At 64.7% G+C, this 24,289-nt stretch carries 26 protein-coding genes; 5 read left to right on the forward strand and 21 right to left on the reverse strand.

Annotation, left to right across the window (positions count from 1 at the left end; translation table 11 throughout):
• The 9 genes from ABIC94_RS00005 to ABIC94_RS00045 all read right to left on the reverse strand — a co-directional run.
• Window positions 1–90: GTP-binding protein (locus ABIC94_RS00005; RefSeq protein ID WP_038111923.1), on the reverse strand; the 90-nt coding region annotated here is incomplete at its 3' end.
• 141 nt (window positions 91–231) lie between these two features.
• The gene (fusA, locus tag ABIC94_RS00010; RefSeq protein ID WP_354370452.1) at window positions 232–2,331 is read right to left on the reverse strand and encodes an elongation factor G; all 2,100 of its coding nucleotides are present in this window, start codon (window positions 2,329–2,331) and stop codon (window positions 232–234) included.
• Between the two features lie 96 nt (window positions 2,332–2,427).
• Complete coding sequence (rpsG, locus tag ABIC94_RS00015; protein ID WP_013543947.1) at window positions 2,428–2,901, reverse strand: 30S ribosomal protein S7; 474 nt, start codon at window positions 2,899–2,901, stop codon at window positions 2,428–2,430.
• 150 nt (window positions 2,902–3,051) lie between these two features.
• Window positions 3,052–3,429, reverse strand: a complete 378-nt coding sequence (gene rpsL / locus ABIC94_RS00020; RefSeq protein WP_013543948.1) for a 30S ribosomal protein S12 — start codon at window positions 3,427–3,429, stop codon at window positions 3,052–3,054.
• 173 nt (window positions 3,430–3,602) lie between these two features.
• Complete coding sequence (locus ABIC94_RS00025; RefSeq protein WP_354370453.1) at window positions 3,603–4,772, reverse strand: D-alanyl-D-alanine carboxypeptidase family protein; 1,170 nt, start codon at window positions 4,770–4,772, stop codon at window positions 3,603–3,605.
• 41 nt (window positions 4,773–4,813) lie between these two features.
• A complete protein-coding gene (locus tag ABIC94_RS00030) occupies window positions 4,814–5,446 on the reverse strand; it encodes an alpha/beta hydrolase (RefSeq protein WP_354370454.1) in 633 nt (210 codons plus the stop codon).
• Between the two features lie 72 nt (window positions 5,447–5,518).
• On the reverse strand, window positions 5,519–5,872 hold the full coding sequence (locus ABIC94_RS00035; protein ID WP_354370455.1) for a (2Fe-2S) ferredoxin domain-containing protein: 354 nt from the start codon (window positions 5,870–5,872) through the stop codon (window positions 5,519–5,521).
• 31 nt (window positions 5,873–5,903) lie between these two features.
• Window positions 5,904–7,019, reverse strand: a complete 1,116-nt coding sequence (locus ABIC94_RS00040) for a VanZ family protein (protein ID WP_354370456.1) — start codon at window positions 7,017–7,019, stop codon at window positions 5,904–5,906.
• A gap of 14 nt (window positions 7,020–7,033) precedes the next feature.
• Window positions 7,034–7,462, reverse strand: coding sequence for a CopD family protein (locus tag ABIC94_RS00045; RefSeq protein ID WP_354370457.1), 429 nt, complete (start codon window positions 7,460–7,462; stop codon window positions 7,034–7,036).
• 341 nt (window positions 7,463–7,803) lie between these two features.
• On the opposite strand from ABIC94_RS00045, the gene hemB reads away from it, so the two are divergent.
• The gene (gene hemB, locus ABIC94_RS00050) at window positions 7,804–8,820 is read left to right on the forward strand and encodes a porphobilinogen synthase (protein ID WP_354370458.1); all 1,017 of its coding nucleotides are present in this window, start codon (window positions 7,804–7,806) and stop codon (window positions 8,818–8,820) included.
• A 68-nt stretch (window positions 8,821–8,888) separates the two neighbouring features.
• Window positions 8,889–10,049 (forward strand): magnesium transporter CorA family protein, encoded by a 1,161-nt coding sequence (locus ABIC94_RS00055; protein WP_354370460.1) that lies wholly within the window; start codon window positions 8,889–8,891, stop codon window positions 10,047–10,049.
• A gap of 82 nt (window positions 10,050–10,131) precedes the next feature.
• Here the strand turns inward: ABIC94_RS00055 and ABIC94_RS00060 are convergent, their stop codons facing one another.
• Window positions 10,132–10,500, reverse strand: coding sequence for a DUF4148 domain-containing protein (locus tag ABIC94_RS00060; RefSeq protein WP_354370462.1), 369 nt, complete (start codon window positions 10,498–10,500; stop codon window positions 10,132–10,134).
• A gap of 226 nt (window positions 10,501–10,726) precedes the next feature.
• Here ABIC94_RS00060 and ABIC94_RS00065 point away from each other — a divergent pair, with 226 nt between their 5' ends.
• A complete protein-coding gene (locus tag ABIC94_RS00065) occupies window positions 10,727–11,635 on the forward strand; it encodes a LysR family transcriptional regulator (protein WP_354370464.1) in 909 nt (302 codons plus the stop codon).
• A gap of 42 nt (window positions 11,636–11,677) precedes the next feature.
• Here ABIC94_RS00065 and ABIC94_RS00070 read toward each other — a convergent pair whose 3' ends face one another.
• Window positions 11,678–12,361 carry a dienelactone hydrolase family protein gene (locus tag ABIC94_RS00070; RefSeq protein WP_354370466.1) on the reverse strand — a complete coding sequence of 228 codons (684 nt, stop codon included), beginning with the start codon at window positions 12,359–12,361 and terminating at the stop codon, window positions 11,678–11,680.
• 66 nt (window positions 12,362–12,427) lie between these two features.
• Entirely contained in the window at window positions 12,428–13,033 is a 606-nt protein-coding gene (locus ABIC94_RS00075; RefSeq protein ID WP_354370467.1) for a 2-hydroxychromene-2-carboxylate isomerase, read from the reverse strand.
• 136 nt (window positions 13,034–13,169) lie between these two features.
• Between ABIC94_RS00075 and ABIC94_RS00080 the strand changes: the two genes are divergently transcribed.
• Both ABIC94_RS00080 and ABIC94_RS00085 read left to right on the forward strand, forming a co-directional pair.
• Window positions 13,170–13,916, forward strand: a complete 747-nt coding sequence (locus ABIC94_RS00080; protein WP_354370469.1) for an SDR family oxidoreductase — start codon at window positions 13,170–13,172, stop codon at window positions 13,914–13,916.
• Between the two features lie 60 nt (window positions 13,917–13,976).
• On the forward strand, window positions 13,977–14,630 hold the full coding sequence (locus tag ABIC94_RS00085) for a MarC family protein (RefSeq protein ID WP_354370470.1): 654 nt from the start codon (window positions 13,977–13,979) through the stop codon (window positions 14,628–14,630).
• Window positions 14,631–14,635: 5 nt separating this feature from the next.
• On the opposite strand, the gene ABIC94_RS00090 is transcribed toward ABIC94_RS00085, so the two are convergent.
• From ABIC94_RS00090 to ABIC94_RS00130, 9 genes are all read right to left on the reverse strand, one after another.
• Entirely contained in the window at window positions 14,636–15,097 is a 462-nt protein-coding gene (locus ABIC94_RS00090; RefSeq protein ID WP_354370471.1) for an EVE domain-containing protein, read from the reverse strand.
• A gap of 65 nt (window positions 15,098–15,162) precedes the next feature.
• Complete coding sequence (locus tag ABIC94_RS00095) at window positions 15,163–16,326, reverse strand: ABC transporter substrate-binding protein (RefSeq protein ID WP_354370472.1); 1,164 nt, start codon at window positions 16,324–16,326, stop codon at window positions 15,163–15,165.
• Window positions 16,327–16,371: 45 nt separating this feature from the next.
• Window positions 16,372–18,252 (reverse strand): AMP-dependent synthetase/ligase, encoded by a 1,881-nt coding sequence (locus tag ABIC94_RS00100; RefSeq protein WP_354370473.1) that lies wholly within the window; start codon window positions 18,250–18,252, stop codon window positions 16,372–16,374.
• A gap of 5 nt (window positions 18,253–18,257) precedes the next feature.
• On the reverse strand, window positions 18,258–19,031 hold the full coding sequence (locus tag ABIC94_RS00105) for an ABC transporter ATP-binding protein (RefSeq protein WP_258502731.1): 774 nt from the start codon (window positions 19,029–19,031) through the stop codon (window positions 18,258–18,260).
• Window positions 19,032–19,494: 463 nt separating this feature from the next.
• Window positions 19,495–20,313 carry an ABC transporter ATP-binding protein gene (locus tag ABIC94_RS00110; protein WP_354370474.1) on the reverse strand — a complete coding sequence of 273 codons (819 nt, stop codon included), beginning with the start codon at window positions 20,311–20,313 and terminating at the stop codon, window positions 19,495–19,497.
• Entirely contained in the window at window positions 20,310–21,386 is a 1,077-nt protein-coding gene (locus ABIC94_RS00115) for a branched-chain amino acid ABC transporter permease (RefSeq protein ID WP_354370475.1), read from the reverse strand. The genes ABIC94_RS00110 and ABIC94_RS00115 overlap by 4 nt, the downstream gene beginning before the upstream one ends.
• A gap of 6 nt (window positions 21,387–21,392) precedes the next feature.
• Window positions 21,393–22,268, reverse strand: a complete 876-nt coding sequence (locus tag ABIC94_RS00120; protein ID WP_354370476.1) for a branched-chain amino acid ABC transporter permease — start codon at window positions 22,266–22,268, stop codon at window positions 21,393–21,395.
• 24 nt (window positions 22,269–22,292) lie between these two features.
• Entirely contained in the window at window positions 22,293–23,120 is an 828-nt protein-coding gene (locus ABIC94_RS00125) for a helix-turn-helix transcriptional regulator (RefSeq protein WP_354370477.1), read from the reverse strand.
• Between the two features lie 110 nt (window positions 23,121–23,230).
• A complete protein-coding gene (locus tag ABIC94_RS00130) occupies window positions 23,231–24,175 on the reverse strand; it encodes an alpha/beta hydrolase (protein ID WP_354370479.1) in 945 nt (314 codons plus the stop codon).
• Between the last annotated feature and the right edge of the window lie 114 nt (window positions 24,176–24,289).

Genomic DNA, 24,289 nt, shown 5'->3' on the forward strand with positions numbered 1-24,289 from the left:
CGCCGTCAGCGTGGTCTTGCCGTGGTCAACGTGACCGATCGTGCCCACGTTCACGTGCGGCTTGGTGCGGGTGAATTTACCTTTTGCCATTTTTCAATCCTTGAAAGAGCATTCCCGTGTATTGGTTTTATGTCTGCACCCGATTGCTGGTTCGCCTCGCACGGGAACGTGGCGGCACCGGATCGCAGACAAAGAGAGCCACGCACTGCGTGACCCTGCATTCTTGAAAACTTACTTTGCGCGGGCAGCCACGATGGCTTCGGCAACGTTGCGCGGAGCTTCAGCGTAGTGCTTGAACTCCATCGTGTACGTGGCGCGGCCTTGCGACATCGAACGCAGCGTGGTCGAGTAGCCGAACATTTCCGACAGCGGCACTTCGGCCTTGATGGACTTGCCGCCACCGATCATGTCGTCCATGCCCTGCACCATGCCGCGGCGTGAGGACAGGTCGCCCATCACGTTGCCGGCGTAGTCTTCAGGCGTTTCGACTTCCACGGCCATCATCGGCTCGAGAATCACGGGGCTGGCCTTGCGGGCGCCTTCCTTGAAACCGAAGATGGCGGCCATCTTGAACGCCATTTCGTTCGAGTCCACGTCGTGGTACGAACCGAAGTGCAGCGTGACCTTGACGTCGACGACGGGGTAGCCCGCCAGCACGCCTTGCGTCAGCGCTTCGACAACGCCCTTTTCCACTGCGGGGATGTATTCGCGAGGAACCACACCGCCCTTGATGGCGTCGACGAACTCGAAGCCCTTGCCGGCTTCCTGCGGCTCGAGCTTGAGCACGACGTGGCCGTACTGGCCCTTGCCGCCCGACTGGCGAACGAACTTGCCTTCGGCATCTTCGACGGTCTTGCGGATCGTTTCGCGGTAGGCCACTTGCGGCTTGCCCACGTTGGCCTCCACGCCGAATTCGCGCTTCATGCGGTCCACGATGATTTCGAGGTGCAGTTCGCCCATGCCGGCAATGATGGTCTGGCCCGATTCTTCGTCGGTCTTGACGCGGAACGACGGGTCTTCCTGTGCAAGGCGCTGGAGCGCGATGCCCATCTTTTCCTGGTCGGCCTTGGTCTTGGGCTCGACAGCCTGCGAGATCACCGACTCAGGGAACACCATGCGCTCGAGCGTCACGATGGCCGCGGGATCGCACAGGGTTTCGCCCGTGGTCACTTCCTTCAGGCCCACGCACGCGGCGATGTCGCCGGCGCGGATTTCGTTGACTTCTTCGCGGTTGTTGGCGTGCATCTGCACGATACGGCCGATGCGCTCCTTCTTGCCGCGCACCGGGTTGTAGACGCTGTCGCCCTTGGTCAGCACGCCCGAGTAGACGCGCACGAAGGTCAACTGGCCAACGAACGGGTCGGTCATCAGCTTGAACGCGAGGGCCGAGAACTTCTCGCCGTCGTCAGCCTTGCGGGTGACAGGCGCTTCGTCTTCGTCGAGGCCGTTGACCGGCGGAATGTCGGTCGGTGCCGGCATGTATTCGATGACGGCGTCGAGCATGGCCTGCACGCCCTTGTTCTTGAAGGCCGAGCCGCACAGCATCGGCTGGATTTCGCCGGCGATGGTGCGCTGGCGGATGGCCTTCTTGATTTCTTCCTCGGTCAGCTCATTGCCTTCGAGGTACTTGTTCATCAGCTCTTCGCTCGCTTCGGCAGCGGCTTCGACGAGCTTTTCACGGTATTCGTTGCAGACGTCGGTCAGGTTCGCGGGGATTTCACCGTAGGTGAAGGTCACGCCCTTGTCTTCGTCCCAGATGATTGCCTTCATCTTCACGAGGTCGACGATGCCCTGGAAGTGCTCTTCGGCACCGATCGGGATCTGGATCACGACGGGGTTGGCCTTCAGGCGGTCGACCATCATCTGGCGCACGCGCAGGAAGTCGGCGCCGGTGCGGTCCATCTTGTTGACGAACGCAAGGCGCGGAACCTTGTACTTGTTGGCCTGGCGCCAGACGGTTTCGGACTGGGGCTGCACGCCGCCGACCGCGTCGTACACCATGACAGCGCCGTCCAGCACGCGCATCGAGCGCTCGACTTCAATGGTGAAGTCCACGTGGCCGGGGGTGTCGATGATGTTGATGCGGTGTTCTTCGAACTTGCCGGCCATACCCTTCCAGAAGCAGGTGGTGGCAGCCGAGGTGATCGTGATGCCGCGCTCTTGCTCTTGCTCCATCCAGTCCATCGTGGCGGCGCCATCGTGCACTTCACCGATCTTGTGGTTCACACCGGTGTAGAACAGGATGCGCTCGGTCGTCGTGGTCTTGCCGGCGTCGATGTGCGCGGAGATGCCGATGTTGCGGTAGCGCTCGATGGGGGTCTTGCGGGACATGATTTACTTTCGGGTTAAATGCGTTGAGCGCTGGGTCTTGAGCACGGGCGACGTCGCCCGACACTCAACACCCAACGCCCAAGCGAAGTTTGATTTTTAGAAGCGGAAGTGGCTGAAGGCGCGGTTGGCTTCTGCCATGCGGTGCACTTCGTCGCGCTTCTTCATGGCGCCGCCACGGCCTTCCGTGGCTTCCATCAGCTCGTTGGCCAAACGCAGGGCCATCGACTTTTCGCCGCGCTTGCGAGCAGCTTCCTTGATCCAGCGCATCGAGAGCGCCAGACGACGCACCGGGCGCACTTCGACTGGCACCTGGTAGTTGGCACCGCCGACGCGGCGCGACTTGACTTCGACCATCGGCTTCACGTTGTTGATGGCAACGGTGAAAGCTTCGAGCGGGTCCTTGTCAGGGTTCTTCTTTTCGATGAAGTCGAGTGCACCGTAAATGATGCGCTCGGCGATCGCCTTCTTGCCGCCTTCCATGATCACGTTCATGAATTTCGACAGTTCGACATTGCCGTACTTGGGATCCGGCAGGATTTCACGTTTGGGGACTTCGCGACGACGTGGCATGTTACTAACCTCTTTGCTTCAGTTGGCACCGCTTCCGGCACCGCGAGAGCCATTCCGGACTCTCACTTACTCGACCCGACAGTGGGTCACTTCGTTCGATGTGCCCGCCAAGGCAACCGAACACCGTTTGTTTTTTGACGACAGGAAGGCTTAAGCCTTCTTGGGACGCTTCGCGCCGTACTTGGAGCGCGACTGCTTGCGGTCTTTCACGCCTTGCAAGTCGAGCGAACCGCGCACGATGTGGTAGCGAACACCGGGCAAGTCCTTGACACGACCGCCGCGAACCAGCACGACGCTGTGTTCCTGCAGGTTGTGGCCTTCGCCGCCGATGTAGGAAATGACTTCGAAGCCATTGGTCAGACGGACCTTGGCAACTTTACGAAGCGCCGAGTTGGGCTTCTTTGGCGTCGTGGTGTAGACGCGGGTGCAGACACCGCGGCGTTGCGGCGAGTTCTGCATGGCAGGGCTCTTCGAATTGATCTTTTCGACCGTTCGACCCTGACGCACCAGTTGATTGATGGTTGGCATGAATGAATAAGTCCCAAAACAACCCGGCTTTTGGCTGTGAACCGCCCTTGTCCTTGACGTGACGCAAGGCAAGGAAGCCGGGAATAACGAAAACGTGAAACCCTTCGGAAAATTCCGAAAAGCCCACGAGTATAGCAGTCGCTCCCGCCGTCAGCAATTCCAATGTGCTGGCATCACTTGATCCAGAGCCGCACGGCGTCCCAGGCGCGGCCAAAAATACCTGCCTGCTCGACAGCTTCCAGCGCCACCAGAGGCACATCGGCCAAAGGCTGGTCGTCCAGGGTTACCTTGAGCGAGCCTACGGGCTGGTATTTGGTGAACGGCGCCACCAGCGGCTCGGGGCGAGCCACCTGGGTCTTGATCTTGCTGGCGGTCCCGGCCGGCACCGCGACCACGATGGCTTCCGGGCGGCCCAGCTTGAGCGTATTGGCCTTGCCTTTCCAGACCGCCGGCGTGGCGGCTGGCTGGCCGGCCTCGAACAGGCGAACGGCGTCGTAAGCCGTGTAACCCCAGTTCAGCAGCTTCTGCGACTCGTTGGCGCGCACGGTTTCGCCCGAGGTGCCCAGCACGATCGACAGCAGGCGGCGGCCGCCGGCGAGGTTCGGAAAATCGCGCTTGGCGGTGGCGATCATGCAGTAGCCGGCCGCTTCGGTATGGCCGGTCTTCAGGCCGTCGACGGTCGGGTCGCGAAACAGCAACAGGTTGCGGTTGGTGTCGTTGGTCGACGGCGTACCGGGGTAGCGGTACTTCTTGATGGCGTAGTACTTGGCCTCTTCCGGGAAGTCGCGCACCAGGCGCGTCGCAAGAATGCTCAGGTCGCGCGCCGTAGTGGTGTGGCCGGGCGCGGTCAGCCCCTCGGGGTTCTTGTAGCTCGTGTTCTTCATGCCCAGCGCCTTGGCCTGGGCATTCATGAGTTCGACGAAATGCTCCACCGTGCCGCCCACGCCTTCGGCCAGCGCCACCGTGGCGTCGTTGCCCGACTGCACGATGAGCCCCTTGATCAGGTCTTCCACCGGCACCTGCATCTTGGGGTCGATGAACATGCGCGATCCGGGCATCTTCCAGGCGCGCTGGCTGACCGGAAAGGTCTGGCTCAGGGTGATCTTCTTGGCGCGCAGGGCGTCGAACACGATGTAGGCCGACATCAGCTTGGTGAGCGAGGCGGGCTCGACCGGGCTGTCGATGTCCTTCTGCGCGAGGATCTGGTTGGCGGTGACGTCGAGCAGCAGGTAGCTGCGCGCGGCAATTTCCGGCGGCGCCGGCACCTGGGCCGCGGCAATCATGCACACCGATGCGGCGGCGGTCAGCACCAGCGCGCGAAACGCGTCAAAAAAACGATTCATGGGAGAAATTGGGAGAGAACGAAAACAAGCCCGAAGGGCTTTCATGCGGTGCCCGCGCGAAGGTGGCGGACGACCAGACTCTTGAGCAGCGGCAATTGTCCGTGAAAGAAATGGCCGCCCCCGGGGACAACCGTGACAGGAAGTGACTGCGGCCGCGCCCAGTCCATGACAGCCGCCAGCGGCACCGTGTCGTCGGCTTCGCCATGGATCACCAGTGTGCGCTCGTGCGCCTCGGTCGGCAGCGTAGCCACGGAAAACCGCGAAGCCGCCGCTCCAACGAGCACAAGCTGGCGAATGTCGCGCGAAGCCCAGAGCTTTTCAGCTGCGCAACTCGCCACGAAGGCGCCGAACGAAAACCCGGCAATGGCCACCGGCCCTTCGGGAGCGAGCTGGCTTACGACATTCAGCATGTCCTCGCACTCGCCGCGCCCTTCGTCATGCACGCCTTCGCTCGCACCCACGCCGCGGAAGTTGAAGCGCACCGTGGTCCAGCCGCAGGAGACGAAGGCACGTGCCAAGGTCTGCACCACCTTGTTGTCCATGGTGCCGCCGAACAGCGGATGCGGATGAGCGATGACCGCAATGCCGCGCGAGGCATCGGCCGGCAGATCGCGCTGGACCTCGATGACGCCGGCGGCGCCTTGAAGACGGATCTTTTCGGTCTGGGAATTCATGGTGCAAGAAATAGGACTGCGCGACCGCGACGCGCCGAGCGCACGGTACGAGCTTGGAATCTCCGAAAAAGTTCAGCGGCCGACATCCGGAGGCAGCAGGAGCCGCTCGACGACTTCGCCGTTCTTCAGATGCGACTCGACAATCTCATCGATGTCGTCGGCATCGACGAAGGTGTACCAGACCGCTTCGGGGTAAACCACCGCCACGGGGCCACCGGCGCAACGGTCGAGGCAGCCCGCCTTGTTGACACGCACCTTGCCCGGCCCGGCCAGCCCTGCCTCCTTGACCTTTGCCTTGCAACGGTCGAAGCCTTGCTGGGCGTTGTGCAGGGCGCAGCTGTCTTCCCCGTTCTTGCGCTCATTCAGGCAAAAGAAGATATGGCGACCGTAGTAGCCGCGCGGAGCGGCAGGGGTGGAACTGGGCATCAGGGGATTTTAGTGACGCCCGCCGCTTGCTTCAGGCTACCGCCTGGCTCCGCCGCGAGAGCGCGGCCACCACATAGGCAAGAACCGCAAAAGGCCAGAGCCAGCCCAGCCACTGCGCCAGGCCATGAAAGCGGATGAAGCGCCCCTGCTCCCAGGTGGCCAGGGTCTGCGCGAAATAAGCGCTCTCGGGCGCCTGGTTCAACAGGCTCAGCTGGATCACGAGCCCCACCAGCAGCAAGGCCGCGCACAGCCGGCGCGGCGCGCCCAGCAGCAGCATGCCGGCAAAAAGAGCCGTCGCAATGCCGACCTGCGCCGGCAAGCCCAGCCAGGCCCATGCATGCTCGGGCCCATAGCTCAGCGCCGCCGACAGCGCCGAGGCGCCGATGCCCGCCAGCAGCGTGAGCGGCAACAGCACGGCACGCCGGGCGACCGTGCGCGTCACCAGGAAAGCCAACAGGCACGGCACCAGTGCACCGAGCATCACGCACAGCAATTCGGCGGCGGGCACCAGCGGTTCGAGTTCGAATTGGCGCAGCGGCATCCAGTCGATGAAGGGTGTGTCGAGCAACCACTCCGAGACTGCGACTTCCAGCCGCTCGAACACCTGACCGAGCCCGAAGGTCACCGCCGCCGGAAACAGGAGAGCAAAGGGCCACAGGGCCAGCAGCACCAGTGCGCCGCGCGAATCGTCGACAAACCACTGCGAACGCGTACGGCTCCAGTGCGCCACCGCTCCGAGGCGCTCCAGCCCCGCCGCCAGCATCGCCCCCAGAAGCGCGCCGGACGTGTTCAGGCCCAGATCCACATTGGAAGGAATGCGTGCCGGAAGATAGCTTTGCAGCGTCTCCATGGCAAAGGCCAACGCGGCGCCGGCCAGGGTGGCACGCAACATGGCGCGCCAGCCGCTGGGGTCCGGCCGCGTGCGCAGCACCGCCAGCGCGCACAGGAAGCCAAAGGGAACGTAGCCCCCCACATTGACCGCGAAGTCGAAGCCGGTCCAGTACTTGGGCCACGACGCCGAAAGGTAGGCCCAGGGCGCAATGCCCTGGTCGCGCCAGTCGGCGAACGGATACAGGCTGGCGTAGACGATCAACGCCGCATAGGCGAGCGCAAGGGGCAGTGCGGCGGACTTGTGCTTCGTCTCCACCGTGGATACCGGGCTCAGAACGGCTTGACGACCACCAGCACCACGATGCCGAGCAGCAGCAGGACTGGCAGTTCATTGAACCAGCGGTACCAGCGGTCGTTGCGCCGGTTGCCGCCCGCCACGAAGCGGCGCAGCAGCACACCGCAGCCATGGTGATAACCGATGGCCACGAGAACCAGGGCCAGCTTGGCGTGCATCCAGCCATTGCCGGGGCCGCGCCCGATGCCATAGCCCAGCCAGAGCCAAAGGCCGAAGCCCAGCGCCGGAACGGCCAGAAAGGTCGTGAAGCGCAACAGCTTGCGCGCCATCAGCAGCAGACGCTCGCGCTCCGCAACGGATTCGGGCGGCACCATGGCCAGGTTGACGAAGATGCGCGGCAGATAGAACAGCCCCGCGAACCAGCTCGCAATGAAGACGATGTGAAGAGATTTGACCCAGAGCATGGGAGGCAGTTTAGTGGTCGACTGCGCCATCTCCTGGCCTTTGCCCGCCAAGCTGACCACGCAGCAGGCAAAAAAAAGCCCGACGTCTTCACGCCGGGCTGGGAAGCCCTTTTGCTGTCACACATCAAGGCACCCGCTCAGGGAGGAAAAGCGGGGAGCGGCAAGCCGCCCGCTTCAGAATTTAACAAAGACGAAACAAGGTTTCAAGCGAATCGCCCACTTTCTTTGACATTTTTCTAGAAAAAAAGAGAACCTTCGGGCTACTAATTTGTATTCTTGTCGGACAACCTTATGCACCGGGCCGTACTGCAATCCAACGCTTCAGGCACAATTTTCCGCTTATGACGCCCCCTTCCTCTTCCTTTGCCATGTACCCGGCCGGCCGGCCCCGCCGCTTGCGCCGCGATACTTTCACCCGCGACCTGGTCAGGGAGCACGCATTGACGGCGCACGATCTCATCTACCCGGTGTTCGTGCAGGAAGGGGAAAAAAAGCGCGATGCCGTGCCTTCGATGCCCGGCGTGGACCGCCTGAGCCTCGACCTGCTGCTGCCGGTGGCAGAGCAGTGCGTGGAAGCCGGCATTCCGGTGATGGCGCTTTTTCCGGTGATCGACGCCAGCCTCAAGACGCCCGCGGGGGACGAGGCGTTCAATCCCGACGGGCTGATTCCCCGCGTGGTCGCCGCCCTCAAGGCGCGCTTTCCGGAGCTCGGCGTCATGACCGACGTGGCGCTCGACCCCTACACCAGCCACGGGCAGGACGGCCTGCTCGACGACACCGGCTACATCATCAACGACGCCACCATTGAAGTCCTGGTGAAGCAGGCGCTCACACAGTCGCGGGCGGGCGTCGACATCGTGGCGCCGAGCGACATGATGGACGGGCGCATCGGCGCCATTCGTACGGCCCTGGAGGCGCGCGGCGACATTCACACCCGGATCATGGCCTACAGCGCCAAGTACGCCAGCGCCTTCTACGGCCCGTTCCGCGATGCCGTCGGCTCGGCCGCGACGCTCGGCAAGAGCAACAAGAAGGTCTATCAGATGGACCCGGGCAACAGCGACGAGGCGCTGCGTGAGGTGGCGCTCGACATTGCCGAGGGCGCCGACATGGTGATGGTCAAGCCCGGCATGCCGTACCTCGACATCGTGCGCCGCGTGAAGGACGAGTTTCACGTGCCCACTTTCGCCTACCAGGTGAGCGGCGAATACGCGATGCTCAAGGCCGCCGCCCAGAACGGCTGGCTCGACCACGACGCGGTGGTGCTCGAGAGCCTGCTCGCGTTCAAGCGCGCCGGTGCCGATGGCGTGCTCACCTACTTCGCACTTGACGCCGCACGCTTGCTACAAAAACAATAGCACTTCGCCTTCGGACCTGCGGGGCGGGCCGATCGGGATTTCCTAAAAATAGAGCAACAAGGCCGGCCATGCGCATCTTCGAAATCAGCCGCTCGCAGGTCAGCGAGCATCCGGCGTTGGCGCCGCTCACGGTGCCGGGGGCCTGCGCCGCGCAAGGCTATCTCTGGATTTCGCTCACCAGGGACGAGTTTCGCTCGTCGCTGGCGGAGGTTCAGCAGATCCTGCAGTCCCTTTGCCTCACCCAGCTGGTCGACCTGCATGTGGCGGACCTGCTCAACGACCAGTTGCCTTCGCACTACGACTACACCTCGAAGTACGACGTGCTGGTGTTCCGCCGCCTCTCGACCGGCCCCGGCCAAGCCGCCTTGGGTAACGGCAAAGGCACCACGGGCGGCGAGCCGCCCCTGCCCACGCCGTTGCGCCGCGGCCCTCCGGTGCTGCGCCGGGTCGACACCCGTCCGGTGGGTTTTGCGTTGTTCGACCGCGTGCTGCTGTCGGTGCACCCCGAAGACGGCGCGGTGCGCGACGCCTTTGCCGCCCGCCTGCTCGCCGCCGGATCGCCGGACGACAAGGGCGCCCCGGCGCTCGACGTGCGCGCCACCTCGGCCCGCGTGCCCACCGGCACCGCCGACCTGATGCTGCGCGTCATCAACCAGATCGTCGACGGCTATCTGGACATGCGCCGCGAACTCACGCGCCAGCTCGACCATTGGCAGACCGAACTGATCGATCCGCGCAGCCGCTTCACCAATTGGGGCGCGCTGATGGAAGCCCGGCAGTCGCTGCACCACCTGGACGAAATCTGCGAAGACCAGCGCGCCGCCATCCAGGACTGGATCGATTCGCTGGAGACGCTGCCCACGCCCAAAAACGAAACAGAACAACGCGAGCGGGAACTGATCATGGTGCGCAGCCGCGACGTGCTCGAACACATCGAACGCGTGGTGCACCACGTGCACCGGCTCGAGCAGAACGCGGAAACCGCGGTGCAGATGCATTTCAGCGTGCAGGGGCACCGCGCCAACGACATCATGCGGGTGCTCACCGCGCTGACGGCCATCTTCCTGCCGCTCAATCTCATCGCCGGCATCTTCGGCATGAACTTCGAGTTCATTCCGCTGGTGCACAAGGCGGACGGGTTCTGGATCGCGATGAGCGCGATGCTGATCATCGCGCTGATGCTGGTCGTGGTGTTCTGGCGCAAGCGCTACCTGGCACGCACGCGCTGAACTCCGCCGCCCCCCAAAACAAAAAAGGCCACGCTGTTGCGTGGCCTTTTTGTTGCCCGCGAGGGCAGCGTTTTCGCCGGACTTACTTGGCGACTGCGCCCGAGCCTTGCTGGGCTTGGACGCGTGCGTCCATCGGGTGGGCCATCGTCGAGATGACCTTGCTGTTGACGCGCGAGCCGCCGGTCACGTTCTGGTCGGGAGCGTAGGCGGTGCGAATCGCTTCGGCTTCGACGAGGGCGCGGTCCTTCGACACGGCGACCGTTTCCGGGCCGCGCGAACCGCGGGTCACGTTCTGGTTCGGAGCCGATGCGGTGCGCACGGCTTCGGCGTTCACTTCGTCGCGGCTCTTGGTCGAGACGGCGGTGTTCACGCCTTCGTAGGTTTCAGCTTGAGCGCCGGTAACGGCCATCAGGGTCAGGGCAGCGGCGGCGAGGATGTGCGAGGTCTTCATTTTTCAGTTCCTTGTGTTCGTTGGATGGTTCGTCCAGCAGGCTCGCTCGTTCGCTCACCTGTGCGGCGAGTTTCCAGCTGAATGACCTCTGCAAAACACGTGGAACAGAGACACCGTGTTTCCTCTATTGAAACAATGACAGCCCGAAGGCATGCACTCGATTCAGCAGGTTCGCTGGAAAATCGGCGCATGCCGTTCCCGGAACGGAAACAATAGGCGCTTTGACATGGACAGTCTCGATCTGATCAGAACCTTCCGGGAGGTTGCTTCGCACGGCAGCTTCTCGCATGCGGCCAAAAAGCTCGACATGTCGAAAGCCACCGTCAGCAAGTATGTGGCCGAACTCGAAACGCGCTTCGGCGTGCGTCTTCTCAACCGCTCCACACGCTCCGTGAGCCTGACCGACGCCGGACAGCTGCTGCTCGAGCGCAGCACCCCGGTGCTCGAGATGGTGGAACTCACCCAGGCCGAATTGCAGGAACGCGCGAGCCAGCCCGGCGGCCGCCTGCGCATTTCGGCCCCGCACGGCATGGGCAACGGCGAGTTTCCGAATCTGCTGGCCGACTTCATGCGCTATTACCCGGACGTGAGCATCAGCCTGCAGCTGACCAATCGCGCGGTCGACCTCGCGGAAGAAGGCATCGACGTCGACATCCGCAGCGGCCCGGTTGCGGACGCCAACCTGATCGTGCGCAAGCTGATGCTCATGGACATGGTGGTCTGCGCCTCGCCGGTCTATTGGAAGAAGCACGGCAAGCCCGAGCATCCGCGCGACCTTGCGGGACACGACGCGCTCACGCATTCCCTGCTGGGCGCCCAGCCGGTCTGGCGCTTCGACGACGGCGGCCAGCCGCTGGACGTATCGGTAAAAAGCCGCATGGACTGCACCGAGGGCGCGCCGCTGATCCGGGTCGCGATGCGCGGCTTCGGCGTGATCTACCTGCCCTCGATCCTCGTGCAGTCGCACATCGACCACGGCGAACTGGTGCCGGTGCTGCAAGGCTATGCGCGCAAGGACATGTGGCTCTCGGCCGCCTATCTGCAGCGGCGCCACAACAGCGCCGCCCTGCGCGCCTTGCTCGACTTTCTCCAGACCCGCGTCGGCAAGGGGCCCGGCTCGCAAAAGAAAAAATAAGAAAGCCCGGCATGGGCCGGGCTTCGCTTGGCACAGGCTCGCTCAGCCGACGTGCTTGGCAAAGAACTCCAGCGTGCGCGCACGCGCCAGCTTGGCGGCCTCGGCGTTGTACGAGCCGCGCTGGTCGCAGTTGAAGCCGTGGCCCGATTCATAGACATGCACTTCCACCTCGGGGTGCGCCTTCTTGAAGGCCTCGATGGTGTCCAGCGGAATCCAGTGGTCCTGGTTGCCGAAATGCGCCAGCACCGGCACCTTCGGCTGGCGCGCGGTTTCTTCCGGCGTGGTCATGCCGCCGCCGTAGTACGGCGCCGCGGCAGCGAGCCCCGGAAGCAGGCTGGCGGCGCGCCAGACCAGCAGGCCGCCCCAGCAAAAACCGACGATGCCCACCTTGCCGGCCTTGGACGCATAGGCAATGGCGGCTTCGATGTCCTGCAGCACGCCGGGCGCGGGCAGCGCCTCGACGGCGGTCTTCAGGGCAAAACCGGCCTTCATGTCCTCGTCGCTGTAGCCGAGCTCGACGCCGGGCTTTACGCGATGGAAGGTCGAAGGCGACACCGCCAGATAGCCGTCCGCCGCATAACCGTCGGCCACCGAGCGGATGTGCGAGTTGACCCCGAAGATTTCCGGCACCACGACCACCGCGCCCCGCGGCTTGCCTGCGGGCTCGGCCACGTAGGCCGGAAAAACGAAACCGTCCTTGGCGGTGAGATCGATGAATTGACCCATGGTTGTGATGCTCCTTGAATTGCGAATAAATGAGTGGATGGATGAATGAATGAGTAGCGAGCTGCGCTAGCGCCGTTGCTGCAGTGCGCGTTCGACAAAGTCGAGCCGGTCCTGGCCCCAGAAGATCTCGCCGTCAACTACATAACTGGGCGCGCCGAACACCTGGATGTCGATCGCTTCCTGCGTGTAAGCCTCGTAACGCTCCTGCACAGTCTGGCTCAGCGACTGCTCCATGCGCTTGGGCGGCAGGCTGCATTCTGCGACCAGCGCTTCGAGCACCTTGGGATCGCCAATATTCCGCTCCTGCACCCAGACCGCCTTAAATACCGCGCCGCACACCCGCATGGCGGCCTCGGTGCCATCGTGCAGGTCTACCGCGATGATGAGACGCGCCGCGTCGTCGCCCGCCACCGGAAAGAACTTCGGCTTCGGGTTCAGCGGCAGATCGAGATGGCGCGAAAAGCGCGCCAGTTCCACCAGCCTGTAGGCCTGGCGCTGTGGCGCGCGCTTGCCGAGGGGGAGCCCGCCCGAGATCGGAAAGACGCTGCCCAGGTCCACCGGCCGCACACGCACCGTGGCGCCGGCCGCGGCCGCAATGGCTGCGAACCGGGCATGTCCCAGATATGTCCAGGGGCTTTGCGGCGCAAAGTAATAGTCGATCGTATGGCTCATTCGTTAACCTCCGCCCTGACGGGCTGCGGCGCAAGCCCCTTCGGGCGGCCGGGCGGGGCTCAGGCGCTCGCCCTCGATGATGTAATCCAAGCCAACGGTTTTAACTGACACGCAGTTTTTGTGCAGGAGGTCGGATTTGGACCAGGTTCTCTTGATCACGGGCGGCGGCCGCGGCATCGGCGCCGCAACCGCCTTGCTGGCGGCACGGCGTGGCTACGCGGTGGCCGTCAACTACGCCAGCAACTCGCTCGCCGCCGACGATGTGGTGCGCACCATCCGCGCGGACGGCGGCACCGCCATGGCCGTGCAGGCCGACGTGGGCGACGAAGCCCAGGTGCTTGCCATGTTCGAGAAAGTCGATGCCAAGCTCGGCCGCCTCACGGCGCTGGTCAACAATGCGGGCGTCGTCGACGTGCAGGCCCGTGTCGACGAAATGAGCGTGGCGCGCCTGGAACGCATGTTCCGCGTCAACGTGATCGGCAGTTTCATCTGCGCGCGCGAAGCGGTGCGGCGCATGAGCACCCGGCACGGCGGATCGGGCGGCGCCATCGTCAATGTCTCCAGCGCCGCCGCGCGGCTGGGCTCGCCCGGCCAGTACATCGACTACGCGGCGAGCAAGGGCGCCATCGACACCTTCACCATCGGCCTGGCCAAGGAAGTGGCCGCCGAGGGCATCCGCGTCAACGCGGTGCGCCCGGGCCTGATCGACACCGAGATCCACGCCTCCGGCGGCATGCCCGACCGCGCCTTCGAGCTTGCGCCCACCGTGCCGATGCAGCGCACCGGCACTGCCGAGGAAATTGCCGGCGCCATCCTGTGGCTGCTGTCCGCCGAGGCCAGCTACACCACCATGGCCCTGCTCGACGTGGCGGGGGGGAGGTAGCATGAGCCGCAGGGCCGCTCCCAAGGCGAATACCGCAGCGCGCAGCGCGGAGGCTGTCCGATGAGCACTTCGATGGACCTGATCAAGCCGCTGGTCACGCTGGTGGCCATCGTCAACCCGCTGGCCATCGTGCCCTTCTTCATCCACTACACGCAGGGGTATTCCGATGCGCAGCGCCGGCACACCGTGCGCATGTCGGCCTTCAGCGCGTTCGTGGTGATTGCGGTCAGCGCGCTCATCGGGTTGCAGCTGCTGGCGTTCTTCGGAATTTCGATTGCCAGTTTCCAGGTGGGCGGCGGCCTGCTACTGCTCATGAGCTCGCTGTCGATGCTCAATGCAAAGCCGGCCGAGAGCAAGACCAACGTCGAGGAACTGCGCGCCACCGAAGTGAAAGCATCGATGGGCGCGTCCATCGCGGTGGTGCCCCTCACCATTCCGCTGCTCACCGGGCCGGCCACCATTTCCACCGTGGTGATCTACGCCGACAAGACGAAGCACCTGTGGGAGCTCGGGTTGCTGGTGGGCTACGGCGTGGTGGTGGCACTGGCCACCGCGCTGGCGTTTTCGCTCGCGCAGCCGATTGCCCGCGTGCTCGGCAAGACGGGCATCAACATCATGACCCGGCTCATGGGCCTGATCCTCGCGGCGCTCGCGGTCGAAGTCATGGCCGACGGCCTCGGCAAGCTGTTCCCGATCCTCCAGCGCGTGAGCTGACCGATTCAGGCCAGCATCTTCTCGATGATTCGCCAGTGCGCGGGCTCGACCGGCGTGATCGACAGCCGGTTGCCCTTGCGCAGCACGATCAGCTCGGCCAGTTCGGGCTTGGCGCGCAGCTCGGGCAACGCCAGCAGCCGCGTCTTGCGAACGGCCTGCACGTCGACCAGCAGCCAGCGCGGATCGTCCTTCTTCGAGGCCGCGTCGTAGTACGGCGACTTCGGGTCGAACTGCGTCGGGTCGGCCTTGATGCCCGAGGCCACGCGCGCAATGCCCGCGATGCCCGGCTCCGGGCAGCTCGAGTGATAGAACAGCACGCCGTCGCCGACCTTCATGCCGTCGCGCATGAAGTTGCGTGCCTGATAGTTGCGCACGCCCGTCCACGCCACGGTGGCGTTGGGCGCAGCGAGCGCATCGTCGATCGAGACCTCGTCGGGCTCGGATTTCATCAACCAGTACTGGGGCATGGCAATCTCGCGAGGGAGTTTCGCGAGCGAATATAGCCGCCCTCCCCGGTACTGGCGAGCGCTGCTTACGGCGTCACGTAATCAGACACCACGACCCACTTGCCGTCCTTGATTTGCGACAGGCGCGACTGGTCGTTGCCCAGGCGCTTGGTGGCGGTATAGGTGCTCTTCGCGCTGCCGAACATGTCGGGCTCGAAGGTCATGCTGTCCATGGCCTTGATGAAGCTGTCGGTCGAGAGATTCGGGCCGGCCTTCTGCGCCGCCTTGATGAACGAATCGATGATGATGTAGCCGTACACCGAGAACACCGTCGGATCTTCGTTGAACTTGGTCTTGTACTTGTTGGCCCAGAAGCGCAGCGGCTGCGACTGCTCGTCGGTGTAGGGGTTCTGCACCGTCATGGTGGCGTAGACGCCGTCCATCGCCTTGCCGCCCAGCTTGTGGATCAGGTCGGTATAGGCCGCGCTCGAGCCCAGGAAGGTCGGGTTGAAGCCGGTCTTGCGCGACTCGCCCACGGTGCCGATGGTCTCGCGGATGATGGTGCCGAGCACCACGAGGTCGCAGTTGGCGGCCTTCATTTTGGCGACCTGCGAGCTGAAGTCGGTGGCGCCGCGCTTGAACGAGGTTTTCTCGGCCAGTTCCAAGCCGGCAGTCTTCAGCCCCGCCTCGGCGCCGCGCTGCACTTCGAGGCCGAACTCGTCGTCCTGGTAGATGGTGCAGACCTTTTTCGCGCCCTTGTCCTTGATCATCTTGGGCAGGGCGAGGCGGATCTGGTCGTAGTAGGTGGCCGCGAACGAGTACTTGAGCCGGTGCAGCGGGTCGTACATTTCGCGCGCCGCGGTAATGGGCATGAAGTTGACGATGTTCTTCTCGAACTGAACCGGCATGGCCGCCATGTTCTGCGCCGTGCCGATGTGGCCGGCCATGATGAAGATCTTTTCCTGGTTGACCAGCTTCTGCGCCGCGAGCACGGCCTTCTTCGGGTCGTAGCCCGAGTCCTCGACGAAGAGCTTGAGCTTGCGGCCGTTGATGTTGCCCTGCTCGTTGAGTTCGTCCACGCGCAGCTGCATGCCGTTGCGCGCCTGCTTGCCGAAGCCCGCGAGCGGCCCCGACAAGTCCTGGATCGTGCCGATCCGGATCTCGTCCTTGCTCACGCCCTGTTGCTGCGCGGACGCGAACGTCGCGATCAGGCCCAGCACGGCCAGAGTCGTCACTGTCTTGAGCTTCATGGGGTTGTCTCCTCGGGTTGACAAAAAACGGTTCGGCAATGTCCGTCAGCGATACATCGCCTCGATGCGCTCGGCGTACTTGGTCTGCACCAATTTCCGCTTGAGCTTCATCGTCGGCGTGAGCTCTTCGTCCTCGGCACTCAACTGCGTCTCGAGCAGGAAGAACTTCTTGATCTGCTCGACCCGCGCAAACTTCGCGTTGACGCGATCGATCTCGCCCTGGATCAGGTCCAGCACCTCTTGCGCACGCGTCAGGCTTTCGTAGTTGCTGAACGGCACATCATGGTCCTGCGCAAACTTCTCGACGTTCTCCTGATCGATCATCACGATCACCGTCAGGTAGGGTTTCTTGTCGCCGATCACCACCGCATCGGTGATGTAGGGGCTGAACTTGAGTTCGTTCTCCAGCTCGCTCGGCGTGATGTTCTTTCCACCTGCCGTGATGATGATGTCCTTCATGCGGTCGGTGATGCGGAAATACCCTCCCGCGTCGACCGTGCCGACGTCGCCGGTATGCAGCCAGCCGTCGGCGTCGATGGTTTCGGCGGTTTTCTCCGGCAGGTTGAGGTACCCCATGAAGACATTGGGGCCGCGCACCAGGATTTCGCCGGTCTGCGGATCGAGGCGAACCTCGTTGTAGCTGGTGGCCGGGCCTATGGAGCCCGGCATGATCCGCGACGGCGGCACGCCCGTGGAGGCGCCGCACGATTCCGTCATGCCCCATACCTCCAGCATCGGCACGCCCAGCGCCAGGTACCAGCGCACGAGATCGGGCGAAATCGGCGCCGCGCCGGTCACGAGGAACCGGGCACGGTGAATCCCGATGAGCTTGCGCACGTTGTTGAGCGCCAGCCACCGCGCCACGCGGAACTTGAGGCGCAGCCCCGCGCCCACCGGCTGGCCCTGCAGCACGCGCTCGGCAATCTGCTGGCCCACGCCGATGCTCCAGCCGTAGGCGGCCTGCTGCAGCCGGCTCGCTTCCTTCAGCGCGATCATCACGCCCGAATAGAACTTCTCCCACACGCGCGGCACGGCGGTGAACACGGTGGGCGAAATCTCGCGCACGTTCTCGGGCACCGTCTCCGGGTTCTCGACGAAGTTGAGAATCGAGCCGGTGTACATCGCGAAATACTCACCGCCCATGCGCTCGGCGATGTGGCACAGCGGCAAAAAACACATGCGCTCGTCGCCCTCGCCTTGCGCCAGCAGGGAGTTGTAGCCGCGCATGGTGTACACCAGCCCGCGGTGGCTGTGCATCGCGCCCTTGGGCTTGCCGGTGGTGCCCGAGGTATAGACGAGGATGGCCAGGTCTTCGGGACGGCAGGCGGCAATGCGCTGCTCCAGCGCCTGCGGATGCGCCTGCAGGTACTCCCGGCCCAGCGCGCGCAGTGCGCCCAGGCTGATGACGCCGGGGTCGTCGAGGTCGCGCAGGCCCTCCATGTCGAACACGACGACCTTGCGCAGCATGGGCAGTTGGGCGCGCACTTCGAGCGCCTTGTCGAGCTGCTCGTCGTCTTCCACGAAGAGCACGGTGGTGCGGGAGTCTTCGCAAAGATAGTGCACCTGCGAAGCCGCGTCGGTGGGGTAGATGCCGTTCGACACGCCGCCGCAGCTGAGCACGGCAACATCGCACAGCACCCATTCGATGACGGTGTTGGCGAGGATCGATGCGCACTCCCCTTGGCCAAAGCCGAGCGCCAGCAGGCCGCCCGCAATCTCGCGCACCGCATCAGCGGTTTGCCGCCAGGTCCAGGCGCGCCAAATGCCGAACTCTTTCTGCCGCATCCACACTTTGTCGGCGCGCAGTTCCACGGCCTTCCAGAACACCGCGGGGATGGTGTCGCCGGGCACGACGATGCCGGGCTTCGGCTGCAGGTGCGCCAAGTCCCAGAGGCCGGCTGGAGCGCGCAAGGCAAGGGTGCTCATCTCGCTCATCTCCAGGTCTTCTTTTTCTTCCAGCGCCGCTCGCCGCGCACGCCGTCGTCCTTCACGCCGAGGTAGAACTCCTTGATGTCTTCCTTCTCGCGCAGGCGTTCGCAGGTATCTTCCATGACGATGCGGCCGTTCTCGAGCACGTAGCCATGGTCGGAGGCGTTGAGCGCCATGTTGGCGTTCTGTTCGACCAGCAAAATGGTGGTGCCGCGCTCGCGGTTGATGCGCACGACGATCTCGAAAATCTCCTTCGTCAGCTTGGGGCTGAGGCCAAGGCTGGGTTCATCGAGCAGGATGAGGTGCGGCGCCGCCATGATGGCGCGCGAAATGGCGAGCATCTGCTGCTGGCCGCCCGAGAGCAGGCCGGCATCCTGCGTGGCACGCTCTCGCAGGATGGGAAAGTAGGTGTAGACGCTCTCCATGTCCCGCGCCACACCGTCACGGTCCTTGCGGGTGTAGGCGCCCATCAGGAGGTTGTCTTTCACCGAGAGCAGCGGGAACACCTCGCGGCCTTCGGGCACGTGGCTCAGGCCCTGCTGCACGATGTGGGCCGGGTCCTTGGCGGTGATGTCCTTGCCCTGGAATTCGATGCTGCCTTTTCTCGGGTCGATGATTCCTGAGATCGTTTTCAGGATGGTTGTTTTTCCTGCGCCGTTCGAACCCAGGACGGTCACTATCTCGCCTTGCCTGACTTTCAGGCTGACGCCTCTTATGGCCTTGATGGGGCCATAGGCGCTTTCCACGTTGAGCAGCTGGAGTACGACGTCGGTCATGGTGTTGCCCTGTTTGCTACGGGCGGGGAACGGCGTTGGGGCCCCTGCCCCATGCGGGCCGACGTCACCGGCCCTTCGGGCTGCCCTGCGCTGCTCACGACAGGCGGGGTCTCGCAGAACTCGCTTCGCTCAAACAGCTGCGAGCCCTGATCCGCCTGTCGCTCCGCTGCTCGGCGGCGCCTCAACGGCCCGCCCGGAGCAGGGGCCCCAACGCCGTGGGCACGCTCAGGGTGGTTCCACCTCCGCTCGAGCCCGGTGTGCGGTGCGGGGTGGGCGACCCCTCTGCGCCGCTGAGGAGCGCAGCTTTCCGCGGATAAGGGCTCGCCCTTGTGTGAGCGAAGCGAGTTTGGGCGAGACCCCGCGGAAAGCGAGCACCGGAAGGGAGCCCGAAGGGCCGGCGTAGTGGGGGCGACCGCGCCGTGCCGCATACCGGGCGTCTCCAACGAAGCAGCGAACAAGGCGTTCATGCCGCCACCCTCCTCAAACTGCTCACGTCATCCACAGTCCCAAGATAGGCCTCGATGACCCGCGCGTCCGCCTGCACCTCACGCGGCGTACCGGTCGCAAGCACCTCGCCCATGTTCATCGCCAGCACGCGGTCCGACACCTTCGACACCAGCGACATGTCGTGCTCGACCATCAACACGGACACACCCAGCTCATGCTGAATGTCCTGAATCCAGAACGCCATGTCGGCTGTCTCTTCCACGTTGAGCCCTGAAGAAGGCTCGTCGAGCAACAGCAGCTTCGGCTCGGTGCACAGCGCACGCGCCAGCTCCACCACCTTGCGAACGCCATAAGGCAGGCCAGCCACCATCGAATCGCGGTGATGCTGCAGGTCGAGCAACTCGATCACCTGCTCCGCCTTCTCGCGCGCCTGAATCTCGGCACGCCGCGTGGCCGGCGTAAAGAATATCTCGCTCCAGAAACCTGTTTGCCGGTGCGTGTGGCGGCCGATCAGCAGGTTGTGCAGGACCGTCGCGTGCTCGAAGAGCTCGATGTTCTGGAACGTACGCGCAATGCCGAGCGCGGCAATCGCGTGCGGTGCCTGCTGCGTCAGCGCCAGCGGCCCCGAGGCCTCGCCATGCCATGTGATCTCGCCCATGGTCGGCGTGTAGATGCGGCTGATCAGGTTGAACACCGTCGTCTTGCCCGCGCCATTCGGGCCGATCAGTGTGAACACCTCGCCGCGCCGCACGTCGAAGCTCACCTTGTTGACCGCAAGCACACCGCCGAAGCGCACGCTCAGGTCCTTGGCGGAGAGAAGGATGTCGCCGCTCATCTCAACCGGTCCGATTTGGTGAACGACTTCTGCCGCTTGAACAAGCCCCGGCGGTAGAACGGAAAGAGCTGCAGCCAGGTGCGGATCTTGAGCCAGCGACCGTAAAGGCCCAGCGGTTCGAACAACACGAAGGCGATCAGCACCACGCCGTACACCAGCCCCTGCAGCCCCGGCGCCTGGCCGACAACGGCCGGCAGCCAGTCCTTGCCCATCGAGATCAGCTGCGGCATCGCAATCAGGAAGATCGCGCCCAGGAACGCGCCATGCACCGAGCCCAGCCCGCCGATCACCACCATCAGCAACAGGTCGATCGATTGCAGGATGTTGAACTGGTCCGGCGAGATGAAGCTGAGCTTGTGCGCATACAGCGCGCCGCCCAGACCCGCGAGCGCGGCCGAGATCGCGAACGACATCGTCTTGTAGCGCGCCAGGTGAATGCCCATGCTCTGCGCCGAGATTTCCGAATCGCGAATGGCAACGAAGGCGCGCCCGGTCGGCGAGCGCAGCAGGTTCAGGATGCCCAGCGTGCTGAGCACCGCCACCACCAGGCACAGAAAGTAGAAGCCGTTGCCAGACCCGAGCGACCAGCCGAAGAGCTGGGGCGACTTGACATGCAGCCCCGCGTTGCCGCCCGTCACGCTCTCCCAGCGCGCGAACACCTCCTCGACGATGAAGCCGAACGACAGCGTCGCGATGCCGAGGTAGATGCCCTTCACCCGCAGTGCCGGCAAGGCCACCACCACGCCCACCGCCGCCGAAAGCGCCGCGGCCGCGAGCAGCGCAATCGGAAAGGGCACACCCATGTTGGTCAGCACGCCTTGCGTGTACGCGCCCGCCCCGAGGAACGCCGCATGGCCGATGGAGAACTGCCCCGTGAAGCCGGCGAGCAGCATCAACCCCAGCCCGACGATGCCGTAGATCAGCACGAAGGTCAGCTGCGCGAGCCAGTACTCGTCGATCGCCCACGGCGCAACGACGAGGAAAGCAACGAGCAGGCCGTACCAGAACACGTGGCCGCCGTGCCGCGCAAGGCGGATGTCCTGGTCGTAGCTGGTCTTGAAGATGAAGCGCATACCGGGTTAGACCTTCTTGCGCAGCTTTTCGCCGAACAGACCGTTGGGCTTGATCATGAGCATCAGGAGCACCACGATGTACGGTGCCGTGTCCTTGAAGCCGTCGGGCAGGTAGAACCCGGCAAACGATTCGACGATGCCGATCACCAGCCCGCCGACGATCGCGCCCGGCAGGCTGCCGAACCCGCCCACCACCGCAGCCGGAAAAGCCTTGAGCCCGATGAAGCCCATGTTCGCGTGCACGAAGGTGATGGGCGCGAGCAGCATGCCGGCAATCGCGGCGACGGCAGCGGCCAGCCCCCACACCAGCCCGTTGAGCCGCTTCACCGGAATGCCCATGTAGTAGGCCGCGAGCTGGTTCTGCGAAGAGGCCTGCATGGCGATGCCGAGCTTGCTGTAGCGGAACATCGCGAACAGCAGGCCGCAGAGGATGGCCGTCGCAATGATGATGGCCAATTGCTCGAGGTTGACCACCAGCCCGCCCAGCTTCCAGATCTGGTCCTTGTAGGGCACGGCCAGCGTGTGGGTGTCGGTGCCGATGCCCGGCACCATGGTGATGAGGCCGCGCGCCACATACGCAATGCCGATGGTCAGCATCACGATGGAGAACTGCGGCTGCCCGAGGATCGGGCGGATCACCACCAGCTCGAGCAGCACGCCGAAGGCCGCCATCGCCACCACCGCGAGGATGGCCGCAAGCCAGAACGGCAGGCCGAACAGCGACATGCCGGCAAATGCACCAAAGGCGCCGAGCATCATCAGGTCGCCCTGCGCGAAGCTCACGGTTTCGGTCGCCTTGTAGATCAGCACGAACCCCAGCGCGATCAAGCCATAGATGCAGCCCTGTGCAATGCCTGACAGAAGGAGCTGGAGAATCTGCATGCGGCCCCTGTCTTTCTATGGTGGCTAGTGCCTGAAGCCGCCGGCCGCGTCGTGCAGCGCCAGGCGGCGCGAGCCGGCCAGGATGTCGCTCGGTTTGAGGCCGTAGACCTGGCGGATCGAATGGCTGAAGTGCGTCGAATCGGGGTAGCCGGTGTCCAGCGCGATGTCGGTCAGCGTGCTGGCCTGGCGCACGTAGCGCAGCAGGCTGCGCGCGCGCTTCCAGGCCCGGAAGGCGCGAAACGCCATGCCGGTTTCCTGCTTGAACAGATGCAGGAAGCGCGAGAAAGACAGGTGCACCGAGGCCGCGCAATCTTCGGCGGAGGTGGGTGCGGCCGGGTCGGTGTTGATGGCGTCGATAACCTTGCGGATGCGCGCGTCGATTGCCCGAGGGGCCAGCGCCTCGCCGAAGAACAGGCGGTCGAAGTCGAAACCGTCGAAACTCTGGCGGCCCGAGGCTGCGAGCAGGTGCGCGTGCGCATCGCGCATGCGCTGCACGAACGCCGGCGCATCGACCGGCCCGCAATGCTGCAGAAAGCCCGGCAGGCGCGCGGGATCGACCGATTCCGATTCGATCAGCAGGTTGAAGATGAGCGGGTGCGCGCTTTCCACCCGGTGCGGCACCTGCGGCGGCACCACCAGCAGTTCGCCCGTCTGCCAGGCGCCACCGCCGATGCGCAGGCGGATGGGCGGTGCACCCGCTGGCGACACGTACACGCCGTGCCCGCCCATCGTGCGTTCGGCCGCCGCGCCGAGCAGCCCCGCGTAGAACACCCGCTGGTGCGTGAGCCACATCAGGCGCTCCCCGCTCTGCGCGCCGCCGCTTGCGGGCGGCGCCGTCTTCGTTCGCTGCATGGTGTCTGTCTCCTGCATCGGGCCGCCGTTGGCCAAGGACCGGCATTGTGTTGGCTGGATCGTAGCGGCGAGGGCCGGCGGCGCGGCGTTCATTTGCGCGGGGACTTTCCCTAGGCCAACGCAAGCGCGCGGCGAAGTTCGGCGGTGCACAGCGCGATGGCCGTGCCGGCCTCGTCAAGCACCTTGCCCATGGTGATGAAGCCATGGATCTGGCGCTCGAAGCAGACGTATGCGGCGCGGTTGCCGGCGGCCGTCAGCGCCTCGGCGTAGGCCATGCCTTCGTCGCGCAGCGGGTCGTAGCCGGCGGTGAGCACCAGCGCGGGCGGCAGGCCCGACAGATCCGTGTGCAGCAACGGCGACGCGCGCCAGTCGAGGTCGTGGCGGGCGTCGTCGATGTAGTGATCGTGGAAGTACGTCATCGTGTCGCTGGTCAGCAGGTAGCCCTGGCCGTTGGCCTGGTGCGAGGGATGGCCGCGGCGCATGTCGGTGGCGGGATAGATCAGCAGCTGGAAGGCGATGGGCAGGTCGCCGGCATCGCGCGCGGCAATGGCCGCCACCGCCGCAAGGTTGCCGCCCGCGCTGTCGCCGCCCACCGCAAGCCGGCCTGCATCAAGGCCGAGCGAGACGGCCTCGCGGCGCACCCAGCGGGTGGCCGCCAGCACGTCGTCCACGGCGGCCGGAAAGCGGTGCTCCGGTCCCATGCGGTAGTCGATCGACGCGACCGCGCAGCCCGCACCGTTGGCGAGCGAGCGGCACAGCACGTCATGCGTGTCGAGGTCGCCGATGACCCAGCCGCCGCCGTGGAAGTACACGAGCACCGGCAACGCCGCATCGGCCGCGGCACCCAGCGGGCGATAGAGGCGCACCGGGATGGCGCCGTGCGGCCCGTCGGCCTTCAGCTCGCGAACCTCGGCGACCTGCGGGGCTTCGGGTTGGGTGGCGGCGCGCCGGTCGCGATAGAACGCGCGCGCCTCGGCCGGCGAAAGCGTGTGGGTCGGCGGGATACCGCGCGCCTCGATGAAGTCGAGCAAGGCGCGGGCCTGGGGGTGCAGCATGGTGTCTCCGGTGGGTCGGGCCGGTGTTCGCCCGATCTCCTCCGCACGATGCCCGCACGCTCCCGGCGCGGCTTGCGAAAACTGGCTGTAAAGCCGGCTGTGCCGGGGTTGGCG

The sequence above is a fragment of the Variovorax paradoxus genome (genome assembly GCF_040544635.1).
Lineage (GTDB): Bacteria > Pseudomonadota > Gammaproteobacteria > Burkholderiales > Burkholderiaceae_C > Variovorax > Variovorax paradoxus_R.

Excerpts from the sequence above, each read along its gene's own strand:
- ABIC94_RS00025 (WP_354370453.1), bottom strand. The coding sequence starts at position 4,772 with ATGAATCGTTTTTTTGACGCGTTTCGCGCGCTGGTGCTGACCGCCGCC.
- ABIC94_RS00055 (WP_354370460.1), top strand. The coding sequence starts at position 8,889 with ATGCGCATCTTCGAAATCAGCCGCTCGCAGGTCAGCGAGCATCCGGCG.
- hemB (WP_354370458.1), top strand. The coding sequence starts at position 7,804 with ATGACGCCCCCTTCCTCTTCCTTTGCCATGTACCCGGCCGGCCGGCCC.
- ABIC94_RS00030 (WP_354370454.1), bottom strand. The coding sequence starts at position 5,446 with ATGAATTCCCAGACCGAAAAGATCCGTCTTCAAGGCGCCGCCGGCGTC.
- ABIC94_RS00060 (WP_354370462.1), bottom strand. The coding sequence starts at position 10,500 with ATGAAGACCTCGCACATCCTCGCCGCCGCTGCCCTGACCCTGATGGCC.
- ABIC94_RS00085 (WP_354370470.1), top strand. The coding sequence starts at position 13,977 with ATGAGCACTTCGATGGACCTGATCAAGCCGCTGGTCACGCTGGTGGCC.
- ABIC94_RS00115 (WP_354370475.1), bottom strand. The coding sequence starts at position 21,386 with ATGCGCTTCATCTTCAAGACCAGCTACGACCAGGACATCCGCCTTGCG.
- ABIC94_RS00095 (WP_354370472.1), bottom strand. The coding sequence starts at position 16,326 with ATGAAGCTCAAGACAGTGACGACTCTGGCCGTGCTGGGCCTGATCGCG.
- ABIC94_RS00100 (WP_354370473.1), bottom strand. The coding sequence starts at position 18,252 with ATGAGCACCCTTGCCTTGCGCGCTCCAGCCGGCCTCTGGGACTTGGCG.
- ABIC94_RS00090 (WP_354370471.1), bottom strand. The coding sequence starts at position 15,097 with ATGCCCCAGTACTGGTTGATGAAATCCGAGCCCGACGAGGTCTCGATC.
- rpsG (WP_013543947.1), bottom strand. The coding sequence starts at position 2,901 with ATGCCACGTCGTCGCGAAGTCCCCAAACGTGAAATCCTGCCGGATCCC.
- fusA (WP_354370452.1), bottom strand. The coding sequence starts at position 2,331 with ATGTCCCGCAAGACCCCCATCGAGCGCTACCGCAACATCGGCATCTCC.
- ABIC94_RS00070 (WP_354370466.1), bottom strand. The coding sequence starts at position 12,361 with ATGGGTCAATTCATCGATCTCACCGCCAAGGACGGTTTCGTTTTTCCG.
- ABIC94_RS00110 (WP_354370474.1), bottom strand. The coding sequence starts at position 20,313 with ATGAGCGGCGACATCCTTCTCTCCGCCAAGGACCTGAGCGTGCGCTTC.
- ABIC94_RS00075 (WP_354370467.1), bottom strand. The coding sequence starts at position 13,033 with ATGAGCCATACGATCGACTATTACTTTGCGCCGCAAAGCCCCTGGACA.
- ABIC94_RS00065 (WP_354370464.1), top strand. The coding sequence starts at position 10,727 with ATGGACAGTCTCGATCTGATCAGAACCTTCCGGGAGGTTGCTTCGCAC.
- ABIC94_RS00105 (WP_258502731.1), bottom strand. The coding sequence starts at position 19,031 with ATGACCGACGTCGTACTCCAGCTGCTCAACGTGGAAAGCGCCTATGGC.
- ABIC94_RS00120 (WP_354370476.1), bottom strand. The coding sequence starts at position 22,268 with ATGCAGATTCTCCAGCTCCTTCTGTCAGGCATTGCACAGGGCTGCATC.
- ABIC94_RS00130 (WP_354370479.1), bottom strand. The coding sequence starts at position 24,175 with ATGCTGCACCCCCAGGCCCGCGCCTTGCTCGACTTCATCGAGGCGCGC.
- rpsL (WP_013543948.1), bottom strand. The coding sequence starts at position 3,429 with ATGCCAACCATCAATCAACTGGTGCGTCAGGGTCGAACGGTCGAAAAG.
- ABIC94_RS00045 (WP_354370457.1), bottom strand. The coding sequence starts at position 7,462 with ATGCTCTGGGTCAAATCTCTTCACATCGTCTTCATTGCGAGCTGGTTC.
- ABIC94_RS00035 (WP_354370455.1), bottom strand. The coding sequence starts at position 5,872 with ATGCCCAGTTCCACCCCTGCCGCTCCGCGCGGCTACTACGGTCGCCAT.
- ABIC94_RS00125 (WP_354370477.1), bottom strand. The coding sequence starts at position 23,120 with ATGCAGCGAACGAAGACGGCGCCGCCCGCAAGCGGCGGCGCGCAGAGC.